At 67.4% G+C, this 14,317-nt stretch carries 13 protein-coding genes; 6 read left to right on the forward strand and 7 right to left on the reverse strand.

Annotated features, from left to right (window positions below):
* Nucleotides 1–73: 73 nt before the first annotated feature.
* The 4 genes from parE to QE363_RS16695 all read left to right on the forward strand — a co-directional run bounded on the left by parE (nt 74) and on the right by QE363_RS16695 (nt 5,353).
* Complete coding sequence (gene parE, locus QE363_RS16680; RefSeq protein WP_309697065.1) at nt 74–2,053, forward strand: DNA topoisomerase IV subunit B; 1,980 nt, start codon at nt 74–76, stop codon at nt 2,051–2,053.
* Between the two features lie 99 nt (nt 2,054–2,152).
* Nucleotides 2,153–3,343 carry an aspartate aminotransferase family protein gene (locus QE363_RS16685; RefSeq protein ID WP_309697067.1) on the forward strand — a complete coding sequence of 397 codons (1,191 nt, stop codon included), beginning with the start codon at nt 2,153–2,155 and terminating at the stop codon, nt 3,341–3,343.
* 53 nt (nt 3,344–3,396) lie between these two features.
* Nucleotides 3,397–4,320: an ornithine carbamoyltransferase gene (argF, locus tag QE363_RS16690; protein ID WP_309697069.1), complete on the forward strand. Its 924-nt coding sequence runs from the start codon at nt 3,397–3,399 to the stop codon at nt 4,318–4,320.
* 118 nt (nt 4,321–4,438) lie between these two features.
* On the forward strand, nt 4,439–5,353 hold the full coding sequence (locus QE363_RS16695; protein ID WP_307100506.1) for an Hsp33 family molecular chaperone HslO: 915 nt from the start codon (nt 4,439–4,441) through the stop codon (nt 5,351–5,353).
* Nucleotides 5,354–5,393: 40 nt separating this feature from the next.
* Here the strand turns inward: QE363_RS16695 and QE363_RS16700 are convergent, their stop codons facing one another.
* The 4 genes from QE363_RS16700 to QE363_RS16715 all read right to left on the reverse strand — a co-directional run bounded on the left by QE363_RS16700 (nt 5,394) and on the right by QE363_RS16715 (nt 8,241).
* On the reverse strand, nt 5,394–5,723 hold the full coding sequence (locus tag QE363_RS16700) for a TM2 domain-containing protein (protein ID WP_309697072.1): 330 nt from the start codon (nt 5,721–5,723) through the stop codon (nt 5,394–5,396).
* A gap of 126 nt (nt 5,724–5,849) precedes the next feature.
* The gene (locus QE363_RS16705; protein WP_309697075.1) at nt 5,850–6,641 is read right to left on the reverse strand and encodes a LysR family transcriptional regulator; all 792 of its coding nucleotides are present in this window, start codon (nt 6,639–6,641) and stop codon (nt 5,850–5,852) included.
* Nucleotides 6,638–7,036 (reverse strand): Co2+/Mg2+ efflux protein ApaG, encoded by a 399-nt coding sequence (gene apaG, locus QE363_RS16710; RefSeq protein ID WP_309697077.1) that lies wholly within the window; start codon nt 7,034–7,036, stop codon nt 6,638–6,640. Before apaG ends, QE363_RS16705 begins: the two co-directional genes overlap by 4 nt.
* Nucleotides 7,033–8,241: an aminotransferase class I/II-fold pyridoxal phosphate-dependent enzyme gene (locus QE363_RS16715; protein WP_309697079.1), complete on the reverse strand. Its 1,209-nt coding sequence runs from the start codon at nt 8,239–8,241 to the stop codon at nt 7,033–7,035. The genes apaG and QE363_RS16715 overlap by 4 nt, the downstream gene beginning before the upstream one ends.
* Nucleotides 8,242–8,376: 135 nt before the next feature.
* On the opposite strand from QE363_RS16715, the gene QE363_RS16720 reads away from it, so the two are divergent.
* Nucleotides 8,377–8,682 (forward strand): hypothetical protein, encoded by a 306-nt coding sequence (locus QE363_RS16720; protein ID WP_309697081.1) that lies wholly within the window; start codon nt 8,377–8,379, stop codon nt 8,680–8,682.
* A gap of 69 nt (nt 8,683–8,751) precedes the next feature.
* Here the strand turns inward: QE363_RS16720 and QE363_RS16725 are convergent, their stop codons facing one another.
* Nucleotides 8,752–10,611 (reverse strand): beta-galactosidase, encoded by a 1,860-nt coding sequence (locus QE363_RS16725; protein WP_309697083.1) that lies wholly within the window; start codon nt 10,609–10,611, stop codon nt 8,752–8,754.
* 197 nt (nt 10,612–10,808) lie between these two features.
* On the opposite strand from QE363_RS16725, the gene QE363_RS16730 reads away from it, so the two are divergent.
* Nucleotides 10,809–12,053 (forward strand): phospholipid carrier-dependent glycosyltransferase, encoded by a 1,245-nt coding sequence (locus QE363_RS16730; protein WP_309697085.1) that lies wholly within the window; start codon nt 10,809–10,811, stop codon nt 12,051–12,053.
* Between the two features lie 106 nt (nt 12,054–12,159).
* Here the strand turns inward: QE363_RS16730 and QE363_RS16735 are convergent, their stop codons facing one another.
* Complete coding sequence (locus tag QE363_RS16735) at nt 12,160–13,260, reverse strand: glycosyltransferase family 2 protein (RefSeq protein WP_309697087.1); 1,101 nt, start codon at nt 13,258–13,260, stop codon at nt 12,160–12,162.
* A gap of 5 nt (nt 13,261–13,265) precedes the next feature.
* Nucleotides 13,266–14,309, reverse strand: a complete 1,044-nt coding sequence (leuB, locus tag QE363_RS16740; protein ID WP_309697089.1) for a 3-isopropylmalate dehydrogenase — start codon at nt 14,307–14,309, stop codon at nt 13,266–13,268.
* Nucleotides 14,310–14,317: the final 8 nt, after the last annotated feature.

Consider the following 14,317-nt stretch of genomic DNA (forward strand, 5'->3'; position numbering starts at 1 on the left):
GCAAAGTTTTGTCGCATTTGCGCGGTGCAGGCGGCGCTGGCGCACCGGCCTTACAGCCCCTATAGTTCCCGTTATGTCCAATGACCTGTTCGCGGGCACGCCCCGCACCCAGCCCGCCTATGACGCCTCCTCGATCGAGGTGCTGGAAGGGCTGGAGCCGGTGCGCCGCCGCCCCGGCATGTATATCGGCGGCACCGACGAACGCGCGCTGCACCACCTGGCCGCCGAGGTCCTCGACAATGCGATGGACGAGGCGGTGGCGGGCCACGCCACCCGGATCGAGGTCAAGCTGGAGCCGGGCAACCGCCTGACCATCGTCGACAATGGTCGCGGCATCCCGGTCGACCCGCACCCCAAATTCCCCGACAAGTCGGCGCTGGAGGTGATCCTGTCCACGCTGCATTCGGGCGGCAAGTTCACCGGCAAGGCCTATGCGACCTCGGGCGGCCTGCACGGCGTCGGCGTGTCGGTGGTCAATGCGCTGTCCTCGGACACGGTGGTCGAGGTCGCGCGCGAGCGTATCCTCTATCGCCAGTGTTTCGCGCGCGGCGCGACGCTGGGGCCGCTGGAGACGGTGGGCGCCGCCCCCAACCGGCGCGGGACCAGCGTCGCCTTTACCCCCGATACCGAGATTTTCGGCCCCGAACTCGCCTTCAAGCCCGCCCGGCTGCACAAGCTGGTCCGCTCCAAGGCCTATCTGTTCGCGGGCGTCGAGATTCGCTGGCACTGTTCGCCCGCGCTGATCACCGACGACACGCCCGCCGAGGCGGTGTTCCAGTTCCCCGGCGGCCTGGCCGATCACCTGAAGGAACAGCTGGGCGGGCGCGAATGCGCCACTGCCGATTTCTTCTCCGGGAACCAGGAGTTTCCGGGCGAACAGGGCCGCGTCGAATGGGCGGTCGCCTGGCCGCTGTGGAGCGACGGCAGCTATAGCTGGTATTGCAACACCATCCCGACCCCCGATGGCGGCACCCATGAACAGGGCCTGCGCCAGGCGCTGGTCCGGGGCCTGCGCGCGTTCGGCGAGCTGGTGAACCAGAAAAAGGCCAAGGACATCACCGCCGACGACGTCATGGTCGGCTCCGAACTGATGTTGTCGGTCTTCATCCGCGAACCGCAATTCCAGAGCCAGACCAAGGATCGCCTGACCAGCCCCGAAGCCGCCGGGCTGGTCGAAAAGGCGGTGCGCGACCATTTCGACCATTATCTCTCCGCCAATATGGAGCGCGGCAAGGCACTGCTCGGCTATGTGCTCGACCGGATGGACGAACGGCTGCGCCGCAAGGCGGAGCGCGAGGTCAAGCGCAAGACCGCGACCTCGGCGCGCAAGCTGCGCCTGCCCGGCAAGCTGACCGACTGCGCCGCCGACAGCCCCGAGGGGACCGAATTGTTCATCGTCGAGGGCGACTCGGCGGGCGGCTCGGCCAAGCAGGCGCGCGACCGCAAGACCCAGGCGATCCTGCCGATCCGCGGCAAGATCCTGAACGTCGCCAGCGCCACCTCGACCAAGATCCTGCAGAATCAGGAAATTGCCGACCTGACGCTGGCCATGGGCTGCGGCACGCGCAAGGATTGCGACCCGACCCAGCTGCGCTACGAAAAGATCGTCATCATGACCGACGCCGACGTGGACGGCGCGCATATCGCCACGCTGCTGATGACCTTCTTCTTCCAGGAAATGCCCGATCTGGTGCGGCGCGGGCACCTCTATCTCGCCCAGCCGCCGCTCTATCGCCTGACGGTCGGGGCCAAGTCGCTCTACGCCCGCGACGACGCCCACCGCGCCGAGCTGGAGCGCACCGCGTTCAAGGGAAAGAAGGTCGACGTCGCCCGCTTCAAGGGCCTGGGCGAGATGAACCCCGGCCAGTTGCGCGAAACCACCATGGACCCCGCCACCCGCAGCCTGATCCGCATCACCCTGCCCCAGGAATATGAAGAACGGGCGGGCGTGAAGGACCTGGTCGACCGGCTGATGGGCAACAACCCGGCGCACCGCTTCGCCTTCATCCAGGAGAATGCGGCGCGGCTGGACGAAGAGGTGATCGACGCCTGACGCGATGACGGCAGCGGTGTTGTCTCGCTTTTGGTGATCGGCTATCGTGACGAAGGGCGGCCCATTGAGCCGCCCTTTGCTGTTTGAAGGAGACGTCCCGTGACCATCACCGCCCTGATGCCCGTTTACCCACGGTGCGGGGTGCGTCCGGTCCGAGGCGAGGGCGTCTATCTGTACGGCGAAAATGGCGAGCAGTATCTGGACTTTGCCGCCGGGATCGCGGTGAACGCGCTGGGCCATGGTCATCCGAAACTGGTCGAGGCGATCGCCAAACAGGCCGCGACGCTGATGCATGTGTCCAACCTGTACGGTAGTCCGCAGGGCGAGCATTTCGCGCAGCGGCTGGTCGATTCGACCTTTGCCGATACGGTGTTCTTCACCAATTCGGGTGCCGAGGCGGTCGAGTGCGCGATCAAGACCGCGCGCCGCTATCACTTCGCCAATGGCAATCCGCAGCGTCATACGCTGATCACGTTCAACAACGCCTTTCACGGGCGGACGCTGGGCGCGATCTCGGCGACCAACCAGCCCAAGATGCGCGACGGGTTCGAGCCGCTGCTGCCCGGCTTCGCCTATGCGCCGTTCGACGATCTGGAGGCGGCGCTCGCGCTGATCGACGAGAACACCGCCGGTTTCCTGGTCGAGCCGATCCAGGGTGAAGGCGGCCTGCGCCCTGCCAGCACGGAATTCCTCCAGGGCCTGCGCAAGGCGTGCGACGAGCATGGCCTGCTGCTGGTGCTGGACGAGGTGCAGTGCGGTTACGGTCGCACCGGCAAGTTCTTCGCGCATGAGCTGTACGGCGTGACGCCCGACATCATGGCGGTGGCCAAGGGCATTGGCGGCGGCTTCCCGCTGGGCGCGTGCCTGGCGACCGAGGAAGCGGCCAAGGGCATGGTGATCGGCACCCACGGCTCGACCTATGGCGGCAACCCGCTGTCCATGGCGGCGGGCGAGGCGGTACTGGACGTGATCCAGGAGCCGGGCTTCCTCGAGCATGTCGAGGCGATGGGCCAGCGGCTGCGCTCCACGCTGGAGCAGATGACTCCGAACTTCGATCATCTGTTCGAGGAGGTTCGCGGTCATGGCCTGATGCAGGGCCTGAAGATGAAGAGCGACAGCCGTCGCTTCGTCGCGCATTGCCGCGACCATCACGGTCTGCTGCTGGTCGCGGCGGGCGAGAATGTGATCCGCATCCTGCCGCCGCTGACCATCGACGAGAGCCACATCACCGAGTTCGCGACGAAACTGTCCGACGCCGCGCGCGTCTATGTCCCCGCCGCCGACGATTGATGATCCCTGCCACCCCGGCGGCACCGTCCGCCGGGGCGACGGAGTAATATTCCATGACGATCCGCCACTTCCTGAACCTCGCCGACGCCGGTCCCGAGGGTGTGACCGCCATTCTGACCGATGCCCAGGCCCGCAAGGCCGCGCGCGCCGGTTTCACCAAGGGCCGCGTCGATGCCGACGCCCCGCTGGCCGGGCACACGCTCGCCATGGTGTTCGAGAAGAACTCGACCCGCACCCGCGTCAGCTTCGACATGGCGATCCGCCAGCTGGGCGGCACCTCGATCGTGCTCGATGCCGGGACCATGCAGCTGGGTCGCGGCGAGACGATCGCCGACACCGCGCGCATCCTGTCGGGCTATACCGACGCGATCATGATCCGCACCGACGATCATGCCAAGGTCGAGGAGATGGCGCATTATGCCAGCGTGCCGGTCATCAACGGGCTGACCGACCTGTCGCACCCCTGCCAGATCATGGCCGACCTGCTGACCGTGATCGAGGCGGGCAAGACGCTGCCCGGCATGAAGGTCGCCTGGCTGGGTGACGGCAACAACGTGCTGCACTCGATCGTCGAGGCGGGCGGACTGCTCGGCTTCGACGTGGTCGCCGCCTGCCCCAACGGTTATCACCCGGAGCCGGGCACGCTCGAACTAGGCAAGGGTCGCGCGATCTGCACGACCGATCCGCGTGCGGCGGTCGAGGGAGCGGACATCGTCGTCACCGACACCTGGATCTCGATGGGCCAGGCCCATGCCGAGGAAAAGCTGGCCGCGATGATGCCGTTCCAGGTCAATGCCGAGCTGATGGCGCTGGCCAAGCCGGATGCCAAGTTCCTCCACTGCCTGCCCGCGCACCGCGACGAGGAAGTCACGTCGGACGTCATCGACGGGCCGCAATCGCTGATCTGGCCGGAAGCGGAGAACCGCCTTCACGCGCAGAAATCGGTGCTGCGCTGGTGCTTCGGCCAGATCGGTTGATCGGCAGCGAACCGATCCTATCTATGGAAAGGCCGGCGGGTTCGTCGGCCTTTTCTCTTTCCCCCGCCGCACCGGCACCATATCGCCCGGACGTTTCCCGGCGCGTAAAGGCACGACCATGACCGACCTCACCCTGCCCGACCTCGACCGCGCGATCGCGTTCACCATCCCCGAGCAGCATGCGCGTGGCCGGCTGGTGCGGCTGGGCCCCGTGCTGGACGAGATACTGGCGGCGCATGCCTATCCCCCGGTGATCGAGCGGCTGCTGGCCGAGGCGCTGACGCTGACCGCGCTGATGGGCGCGACGCTGAAGGACACGGGCGGGCAGCTGACCATCCAGACGCGCAGCGACAGCGGCGTGATCCGGCTGCTGGTTTGCGATTATCGCGGCGGCGAGCTGCGTGGCTATATCCAGTATGACGAGGACCGGCTGGCCGAACTGCCCGCCGACCCGACGCTGTTCGCGCTGTTCGGCCAGGGCTATCTGGCGATCACCTTCGACCTGGCGGTGACGGGCGAACGCTATCAGGGCATCGTGCCGATCGACGGCGAGACGCTGTCGGCGGCGGCGGAAAGCTATTTCATCCAGTCCGAACAGATCCCCAGCCTGTTGCGCGTGGGGATCGCCAAGGGACCGGACGGCCGCACCGTCGCGGGCGGTCTGTTCCTCCAGCATCTGCCCGAGGGCGAGGAAGGCCGCGAGCGGCTGCACGTCAAGCTCGACCACCCCGAATGGGAGCATGTCCAGGCGCTCGGCCAGACCATGCAGGCCGAGGAACTGGCCGACGCCGCGCTGCCGCTGGAGACGCTCGTGTGGCGGCTGTTCAACGAGGAGCAGAATGTCCGCGTGTCGGAAAGCCCGGCCATCGTGCGCGGCTGCCGCTGCTCGGCGGAGTATATCGCGAGCGTCATCACCAAATTCTCGGTCGAGGAACGGCGCGAGATGGCGGATGCCGAGGGACTAATCCAGGTCGACTGCGCGTTCTGCGCGAAGAAATTCCCGGTGCCCTTCGACGCGGAAGCCGCGGCCTGATCCTCGTCGCCCCGGTGAAGACCGAGGCGACGACCATGGTTCAAATCGTGGCGGGAATGCCGCCGGTCAGATCGTTCGCCAGACGCATATTATAGCGGCGCGCAATACCGGGCAGCAGGAACAGGTCGACAAACAGCCACAACCAAGCAAATCCCAACACAACCAAGCCGACGCCCATCCAGACCGTCATCCAGCCGACGAAGTTCAACAGCAGCATCGCCACCGCCGATCCCGTGCTGCCGAGATAAAAGCGGTGCGCCCCGAACCCGCCCAGAAATATCAACAGCAAATAGGCGACACCCACCGACTTGCGGCTGGCATCGTATATGAGTTGTGAACGGGCGATTTCGGCACGATTCAAATCCGACATGGTCTCTCCCCCCTGATGTCAGGTGAGATCAAAGCGCAATTCGCCGGCGATGACAAACAAACTTTTGGATTTACTGGAAACCGTACGATCCCGAAAAGCCGGGGCCATGTCGATCGACCGGAGAGACTAGCCCCCCAGCGCCTCGACCAGCGCCTTGACCTTCTGCTGGCGCCATTGCGGGAGCGGCGCGACCAGCCAGTATCCCATCCGCGACGGCACCGCCTCGCCGGTGGCGACCACCCGCCCCTCGGCCAGATCGCGCTCGGCGAGCAGCTGCGGCACCACCGCCCTACCCAGCCCCGCCGCCACCGCGTCGATCGCCAGCCCCGCATCGGTCACGCGGACCAGCGGCGTTCCTTCTTCGGGCGCGCCGGGCCAGGCGATCAGCGGCGCGTCTTCGGGACCGCCAGGAGCACCGATCGCGATCATCCCGTCCGACTCGATCGCCTCGCCCTCCAGCCCGCCGGGCCCATCGCCCCAGCGGATGGCGAGGTCCAGATTGGCCTCGGTGAAGTCCAGCCCCTCGTCCGATGCGATCAGCGAGAAGCGCAGGTCGGGATCGCTGGCGGCGATCGCGGCCAAGCGCGGCATCAGCCACTTCTCGGTCACGTCGCGCGGCGCGGCGATGGTCAGCGACTTGGACGACTGGCCCGCCTGCATGGCGCGCACGGCGTCCTCGAATTGCAGGAAACCGGCGCGCAATGGCGCCAGCCCCGCCTCGGCCTCCGGGGTCAGCTCCAGCCCGCGCGTGGTGCGGCGGAACAGGACGACGCCCAGCGTATCCTCCAGCGCGCGGATCTGCTGCCCGACCGCCGCCGGGGTGACGGCCAGTTCGTCGGCGGCGCGGGTGAAGCTCAGATGCCGGGCCGCCGCGTCCAGCACGCGCAAGCCGTTCAGCGGCAGATGCGTCCGCTTCACGATTCCACCGCCGGCGCGATCAGCGCGAAATGGGGGATGGCCGCATCGAAGGTCGCGCCGTCCGCGCCGACCATACGATAGCTGCCCTGCATCGCCCCGCTGGTCGTCGCCAGCGGGCAGCCCGAGACATAATCATAGGCCGCACCCGGCTGGATCACCGGCTGTTCGCCGACCACGCCCTCGCCCTCGACCGAATGGCGTGCGCCGCGCCCGTCGGTGATGATCCAGCGGCGGGTGAGCAGCTGTACCGGCTGATCGCCCTCATTCTCGATACGGACATGATAGGCCCAGAACCAGCGCCCGCGCTCGGGCTCCGACTGTTCGGGCAGATAGCTGACCGACACCCGGACCGTCACCGGCCCGGTGGTCAGCGCATGGGAAAAGAGCGCCTTCACAGACCCACGGCACGCAGCGCCTGGTCGAGATCGTCGATCAGGTCGTCCGCATCCTCCAGCCCGACATTCAGGCGCAGCATCCCCTCGCCGATCCCCATCTCGACCCGCTTGTCCTCGGCGACGCCCGCATGGGTGGTCGAGGCGGGGTGGGTCATCAGCGAGCGCGAGTCGCCGATATTGTTGGAAATATCGATCAGCTCCAGCGCATCGAGCAGCCCGTGCGCCTGGGTCCGCCCGCCATCGAGTTCGATCGCGAAGATGCTGCCGCCCGCCTTCATCTGGCGCATGGCGAGTTCGTGCTGCGGATGGCTGGGCAGCGCCGGGCACAGGACGCGGGGGACACGCCCCTCCAGGAACTGCGCGACCTTCAACGCCGATTCCGACTGGCGATGGATGCGCAGGTCGAGCGTCTCCAGCCCCTTGAGCACCACCCAGGCGTTGAACGCCGACAGGGTCGGGCCGGTGTTGCGGGTAAAGGGCAGCAGCGTGTTGGTGATGAAGTCTTCGGTCCCGCACACCGCGCCCGCCAGCACGCGCCCCTGCCCGTCCATCATCTTGGTGGCGGAATAGGCGGTCACGTCCGCGCCGAAATCCATCGGCCGCTGGAGCGCCGGGGTGGCGAAGGCATTGTCGACGACCGTGGTGATCCCACGCTCGCGCGCGATGGCGCAGATCGCCTCCAGGTCGGCCACGTCCATGGTCGGATTGGCGGGCGTCTCGAAGAAGAAGACCTTGGTCTCGGGCCGCACCGCATCCAGGAACGCCTGCGGGTCGCGGGCGTCGACGACGGTGGTGGCGATGCCGAACTTGGGCAGCAGCGTGTCGGTCAGCCAGCGGCACGAACCGAACGCCGCGCGGCCGCCGACCAGATGGTCGCCCGCCTGCAACTGGCAGAGCAGCACCGCCGTCATCGCCGCCATGCCGGACGCCATGGTCCGGCACGCCTCGGCGCCCTCCAGCAGCGCGATACGCTGTTCGAGCATCTCGACGGTCGGGTTCTGGAGGCGGGAATAGGTCATCCCCTCCTGCTCGCCCGCGAACCGCGCCGCCGCATCGCCCGCCCGGTCATAGCAATAGCCCGAGGTCAGGAAGAGCGCCTCGGAGGTTTCGCCATATTCCGACCGCGCGGTGCCGCCGCGAACGGCCTGCGTGGCGGGGCGCCATTGGGTGGTGATCGAACGGTCCTGGCCAGTCTTGCGCTTCATGCCAGCCCATTTGCCGGTCCGGGGGGCGGGGTTCAAGGATATTCGGACACGCGCGGCCAAGTGTAGCCGTTACCGAAGCGGAACGGAATTGCGACGATCCGGTTGTTGCGGCCGAAACGAACAGGGGAAATGACGATGAAGATGCGTATCGGTCTTTTGCTGGCGGCCAGCCTGGTCTCGCTGTCGGCCTGCAACAACAAGGGCACCGACAAGCTGGCGGGCCGCGTCGAGGACGCTGCCGACAACCGCGCCGATAATATGGAAAGCCAGGCGGACATGCTGCGCAACGAGGCCAAGGCGCTCGACAAGCAGGCCGAGAAGACCCGCGACTATGCCGAGGACCGCGCCGACGCGATCAAGGCCGCCGACGTCAATGCCAGCGCCATGAGCCAGGAACAGCGCGACGCGATCGTCGCCAACCAGGCCGCGGCGGTCCGATAATCCCATCGGCACGCGTTGCCCCTCCGCCACCGGCTGCGCCTGGCGGTGGAGGGGCAGAGCCGGTCGACCTTATTGCGCCTCGCGATGGTTGGTGATCTTGCCGTAGATCGGCTTGGTCACGCTGGTCAGCCGGTCGCCGGCATCGCCGGTCAGGTCGAAGAACAGGACGCGGTTCGCCCCCTGCTTCATCCATGGTGCGGGCGTGAACAGCGTATGGACGGGGCCGATCCCCCAATAGCGGCCCAGATTATGGCCGTTGAACCACAACTGCCCCTTATGCGCGCCGCGCATGTCGAGATAGGTGTCGGCGGGCTGCGTCACCGTCATCTCCGCCTCGTAGAAACAGGGCCCGGTGCAGGGCTTGGCCGATAGCTTCAACGCCGACAGGTCGTCCATCGGCAGGCGGAACATCTGCCAGTCGGTCAGCGGCTGCCCCGCCAGCGTCACCGCGCCGGTCAGGCCGGCCTGCTCGGTCCGGATGGCATGGCTGTAGTTCACACGGCCGGTATTCTCGACCAATATGTCCAGCGTTGCGGGCGCGGTCCGCGCGGGCAGCTCCACCGTTTCCTGATCCAGCCGCCGGTCGAGCGTGCCGACCAGCTTGCGGCCCAGATAGACCTGCGCATAGCTGTGCATGCCCTTCAGCATCAGCGTCCCCGCCGGGCCCTTTGGCACGGTGACGCGGTAGAGGACGTAACCGTAATTCTGGTCGAGTTCCTCGAACGTCTTGGGCTGCGCCGCGCGGATCGGCTGCGGCAGATTGTCCCAGAGCGAGGCGCTGCGCCGGACCGGCGAGACGGGGAAGCTCTGCGCGACGGTGGGCGCGGGAGTGGGGGCGGCGGGCTTGCCGGTCACCTCGGCGATGGCGGCGGCGATCAGCCCGTATTTGTAGCGCGGATTGCCCGCCTCATCGATCGGCGCGTCATAGTCATAGCTGGTCGTGTCGGGGTGATAGTCCTTGCCGGTGTGCGAATCCGCCCCGTTCATCCAGCCGAAGGTGGTGCCGCCATGGACCATGTAGAGCGAGATCGAATAGCCGCGCTTGAGCATATAGGCCATTTCCTCGGCCTCTTTCTTGCCGTCGGTCTCGTGATGGTCCTCGCCCCATTTGTCGAACCAGCCCGCCCAATATTCGCCGACCATGCGCAGGCCGTCGGGGCGATAGGCCTCCAGCTTGGCGATGGCGTTCTGCGCACCACCCGACCCGAAATTGACGACCGAGGGCAGGTTGGGCAGCGACCCCTTGGCCAGGTCGCCGCCCTGGTTGCTGGTGAACAACACCCCGTCCGCCAGCCCGGCGCGCTTGTAGCTGGCCTCCAGCCCGCGCAGATAATCCTGGTCGCTGCCAAAGGCGCCATATTCATTCTCGAGCTGGACCGCGACGATCGGCCCGCCATTCTTCAGCAGCAGCGGCTTGACCTCCTGCCCCAGCCGCATCAGCCAGCGATCGACCGCGGCGGTATATTTGGGATCGGTCGAGCGCAGCACGAGGCTCCGGTCCTTGAGCAGCCAGGACGGATAGCCGCCCAGTTCCCATTCGGCGCAGACATAGGGACCGGGGCGCAGGATGACGTCGAGCCCCTCGGCCTGCGCGTCGCGGATGAAGGCGACGATGTCGTTCTGGCCGCTGAAATCATAGGTGCCGGGGCGCGGTTCGTGCGCGTTCCAGAAGGCATAGGTGGTGATGGTGTTCAGCCCCATCGCCTTGGCCTTGCGCAGCCGGTCGCGCCAATAGGCACGCGGGATGCGGACATAGTGCATCTCGCCCGAAATCACCTGATGCGGCTGGCCGTTGCGCAGAAAGCCCTTGCCCTGCACCGCGAAGGTCCGGGGCGGGCCGTCATTGGCGGTGGGGCCTTGCGCCTGAAGCGGCGACAGGGCGGTGGCCGCCAGAATCCCGCACAAGATCGATCGAACCGCTCGCGTCACGTCACTCTCCCGCAATCTGGACCGGACGGGATGTGTCGGACGATTGCGCCCCACCCCTGCCCCTTCGCCATGGGTGCCATGTGCAAAGCCTTTCGTCAAATTGTCTGACCATTGAAAAGGGGAACCGGCGACCCTTTCGCATCGGGCGTCACCAACCCCATTGCCCCGCCTCACCTGCGGCGTCATGACCTGGGGCCATGCGCCGCCTGCTCGCCCGCTTCAGCCGCCCGGTCCCCGCGCTCCTCGCCCTTCTGGTCGCCGCGCAGGCCCTGTTCTGCTGGCGGCTGACCACGCCGCACAAGCTGGTCTTCGACGAGGTTCATTACGTCCCCGCCGCCCGCGCGCTGCTGGCGCTGGAGGGGCCGGTGAACATCGAGCATCCGCTGCTCGGCAAGGCGCTGATCGGGCTGGGCATGATGGCCTTTGGCGACAATCCGCTCGGCTGGCGGGCGATGTCGACGCTGGCGGGCACCGCGATCGTCGGCGGCGTGTTCGCCATCGTCTGGCTGATGACCCGGCGGACGCGCGCCGCCGCGATCGGCGCGGGGCTGACGCTCGCCAACTTCATGGTGCTGGTGCAGGCGCGGATCGCGATGCTGGACGGCTTCATGGCGGCGTTCACCGTGCTTGCGGTCGCCACCATGGGATGGGCGATGCGCGGCACGCCCGCGCAAAGCCGGTGGCGCTGGGGCCTGGGCGCGGTGCTGCTGGGGCTGGCGGTCGGAACCAAATGGGCGGCGGTCCCCTATCTGGGCTATGCCGCGATCGGCTTCGTCCTGATGAAGCGCGGCGATCCCAGCCGCTGGCCGGGGCTGCGCTGGTCGTCGGCCTGGGGGCTGCTGGGCATCGGGGCGGGGCTGGCCTATGCCGCGACCTTCGCACCGGCCTTTTTCTATGCGCGCGATCCGCTGACCGTGGCGGGGTTCGTGCCCTTTCAGCTCGACATGTATGCGCGCCAGACCCAGGTGCTGGCGGCGCACACCTATCAATCGGCCTGGTGGAGCTGGCCGGTGATCGGGCGGCCCATCTGGTATTTCTACGAGGTCGCCGACGGGGCGCAGCGGGGCATCTTCCTGCTCGGCAATCCGGCGGTGATGTGGGGCGGGCTGGTAGCAGTGGCGGCCTGCGCGCTGGGCTGGGTCCGGACGCGCGAGGTGCGGCCGGGGTTCGCGGCGGCGCTGTGGATCGGCGGCTTCGCGGTCTGGGCGATCATCCCCAAGTCGCTGGGCTTCTATTATTATTACTTCCTGCCCGCCATCTGGCTGTCGGTCGCGCTGGCGGTGGCGATCGATCGGTGGCGGGCGGCGCTGCGCGACTGGGACGAGGCCTATCTGGTCGCGGCCGCCTGTCTGTTCGTCTACTTCTATCCGATCCTGACCGCGGGGGCGCTGGCGGGGCCGAAGTCCTTCGTGCGGTGGACGTGGTTTGTCGATTGGCGGTGAAGGACGGGACGTGCACTTCGACTTCGCTCAGTGCGAACGGCGTTTCGTACCAAGATCCGTTCAGGCTGAGCGAAGTCGAAGCCCACGCCCCGCCATCACCGCCAGCTCAATACCGCCCCCAGACGAACCGCGACGACAGCGCGTAATTCCACACCGCGCCGACCAGCACGCCGATCAGCGCCGACACCGCCCATTCGTTCGCCCGCGCATCGTGCAGAAAGGCCGCGACGCCGACATTGGCGATCGCCCCGACCGCGCAGACCAGACAGAAGGACACCCATCCGTCGAGCAGCGGCCGGAACCCGCGCAGGCGCCGATCGCGATAGGTCAGCGCGTTGTTCAGAAAGAAGTTGAACGTCATCGCCGCCGCCACCGCGACGATCTGGCTGGCCAGGAAGGTCGCGCCCAGCAGGACGAAGAACAGGCTCAGCACCGCCATATGGATGCCGACCCCCAGCACGCCGATCGCCGAGAACATGGCGAAGCGCACCGGCACCACCTTCCCGAACCGCCGGTCGTAGAGCGCGATCAGATATTCCATCGCAACGACGTGATCGAGCTTCGACTCGCCCTCGGTCCGCACGCGGAAGACATAGGGCATCTCGGCGGCGCGCAAGGGGCGCGGCGAGGCGCTCATGATGTCGAGCAGGATCTTGAAGCCGATCCCCGACAGATGCGGCACCGTCTCGCGCGCCACGGCCGTACGGACCATGAAGAAGCCGCTCATCGGGTCGGACAGGTTCACGTTCAGCACCCGCTGCGACAGCCGGGTCGCAAAGGCCGACTTGGCCACCCGGTCGCGGTCCCAGTCGCCCGTACCGCCGCCATCCACGAAGCGCGAGCCGACGACGATGTCGAGATCGTCCTCCGCCTGCAACCGGTCGAGCATCTTCGGCAGCAGCGTCTCGTCATGCTGCAGATCGCCGTCGATCACCGCCACCATCGGCGCGGCGGTGGCGCACATCCCCTCGATACAGGCCGAGGACAGGCCCCGCCGTCCGATCCGCTGGATCACCCGGACGCGGGGATCGACCCGCGCCAGCTCGCGCGCGGCATCGGCGGTGCCGTCGGGACTGTTGTCGTCGACGAAGATCGCCTCCCACCGCCGCCCGGCCAGCGCCTGGTCGAGCTTGGCGATGAGCACGGGCACATTGGCGCGCTCGTTGAAGGTCGGGATGACGACCGCGAGTTCGAGGAGCGCGCTCACCGGTATCAGAGGCGCTCGAGGATCGCGTCGGCCATGGCGCGGGTCGACAGGCTGCCGCCCAGATCGCCGGTCCGCGCACCGTCGCGGATCGCGCTTGCCACCGCCGCGTCGATCCGGTCGGCGGCCTCGCCCAGCCCCAGCGAGTGGCGCAGCATCATCGCCGACGACAGGATCGCCGCGCACGGATTGGCCTTGCCCTGCCCGGCAATGTCGGGGGCCGAGCCATGGATCGGCTCGTACAGCCCCTTGCCCGTCGCACCCAGCGCGGCCGAGGGCAGCATCCCGATCGAGCCCGCACACATCGACGCCTGATCCGACAATATATCGCCGAACAGATTGCCGGTTAGTATCACGTCGAACTGGCCCGGATCGCGCACCAGCTGCATCGCGCAATTGTCGACATACATATGCTCGAGCGTGACCTCGGGGTAATCCTTCGCCACCTCGATCACCACGTCGCGCCACAGCTGCGACGTCTCCAGCACATTGGCCTTGTCCACCGACAACAGGCGACGGCGGCGGCGCATCGCGGTCTCGAAGCCGACGCGCGCGATCCGCGCGACCTCTTCCTCGTCATAGCGCATCAGGTCATGACCCTCGCGCAGCCCCGCCTCGGTGGTGCCGCGGCCCTTGGCGCCGAAATAGACGTCGCCGGTCAGCTCGCGCACGATCACCATGTCGATGCGCCGCGCGATGTCGGGGCGCAGCGAGCTGGCATCCTCCAGCCCCTCGAACAGCCGGGCGGGGCGCAGATTGGCGAACAGGCCGAACGCCTTGCGCAGCCCCAGGATCGCCTGCTCCGGCCGATGCGCGCGCTCCAGCGTGTCGAAGCGCGGATCGCCGACCGCCCCGAACAGCAGCGCATCGGCGCGCTCCGCCACCTCCAGCGTCTCGGGCGGCAGCGGATGGCCCGCCGCTTCATACGCCGCGCCACCGACCTTGGCCTCCTCGAAGGTCAGGCCGAGGTCCAGCGCCTCCAGCACGCGCCGCGCTTCGGCGGTCACTTCCGGGCCGATGCCGTCACCGGCGAGGATCGCGATCAATGCCATGGCTGGCC

This window comes from Sphingomonas sp. SORGH_AS_0870, assembly GCF_031453175.1.
Taxonomy (GTDB): Bacteria; Pseudomonadota; Alphaproteobacteria; order Sphingomonadales; family Sphingomonadaceae; genus Sphingomonas.

Coding starts and splice junctions, on each gene's coding strand:
- parE (WP_309697065.1), top strand. CDS start 74: ATGTCCAATGACCTGTTCGCGGGCACGCCCCGCACCCAGCCCGCCTAT.
- argF (WP_309697069.1), top strand. CDS start 3,397: ATGACGATCCGCCACTTCCTGAACCTCGCCGACGCCGGTCCCGAGGGT.
- QE363_RS16695 (WP_307100506.1), top strand. CDS start 4,439: ATGACCGACCTCACCCTGCCCGACCTCGACCGCGCGATCGCGTTCACC.
- QE363_RS16700 (WP_309697072.1), bottom strand. CDS start 5,723: ATGTCGGATTTGAATCGTGCCGAAATCGCCCGTTCACAACTCATATAC.
- QE363_RS16715 (WP_309697079.1), bottom strand. CDS start 8,241: ATGAAGCGCAAGACTGGCCAGGACCGTTCGATCACCACCCAATGGCGC.
- QE363_RS16720 (WP_309697081.1), top strand. CDS start 8,377: ATGAAGATGCGTATCGGTCTTTTGCTGGCGGCCAGCCTGGTCTCGCTG.
- QE363_RS16730 (WP_309697085.1), top strand. CDS start 10,809: ATGCGCCGCCTGCTCGCCCGCTTCAGCCGCCCGGTCCCCGCGCTCCTC.
- leuB (WP_309697089.1), bottom strand. CDS start 14,309: ATGGCATTGATCGCGATCCTCGCCGGTGACGGCATCGGCCCGGAAGTG.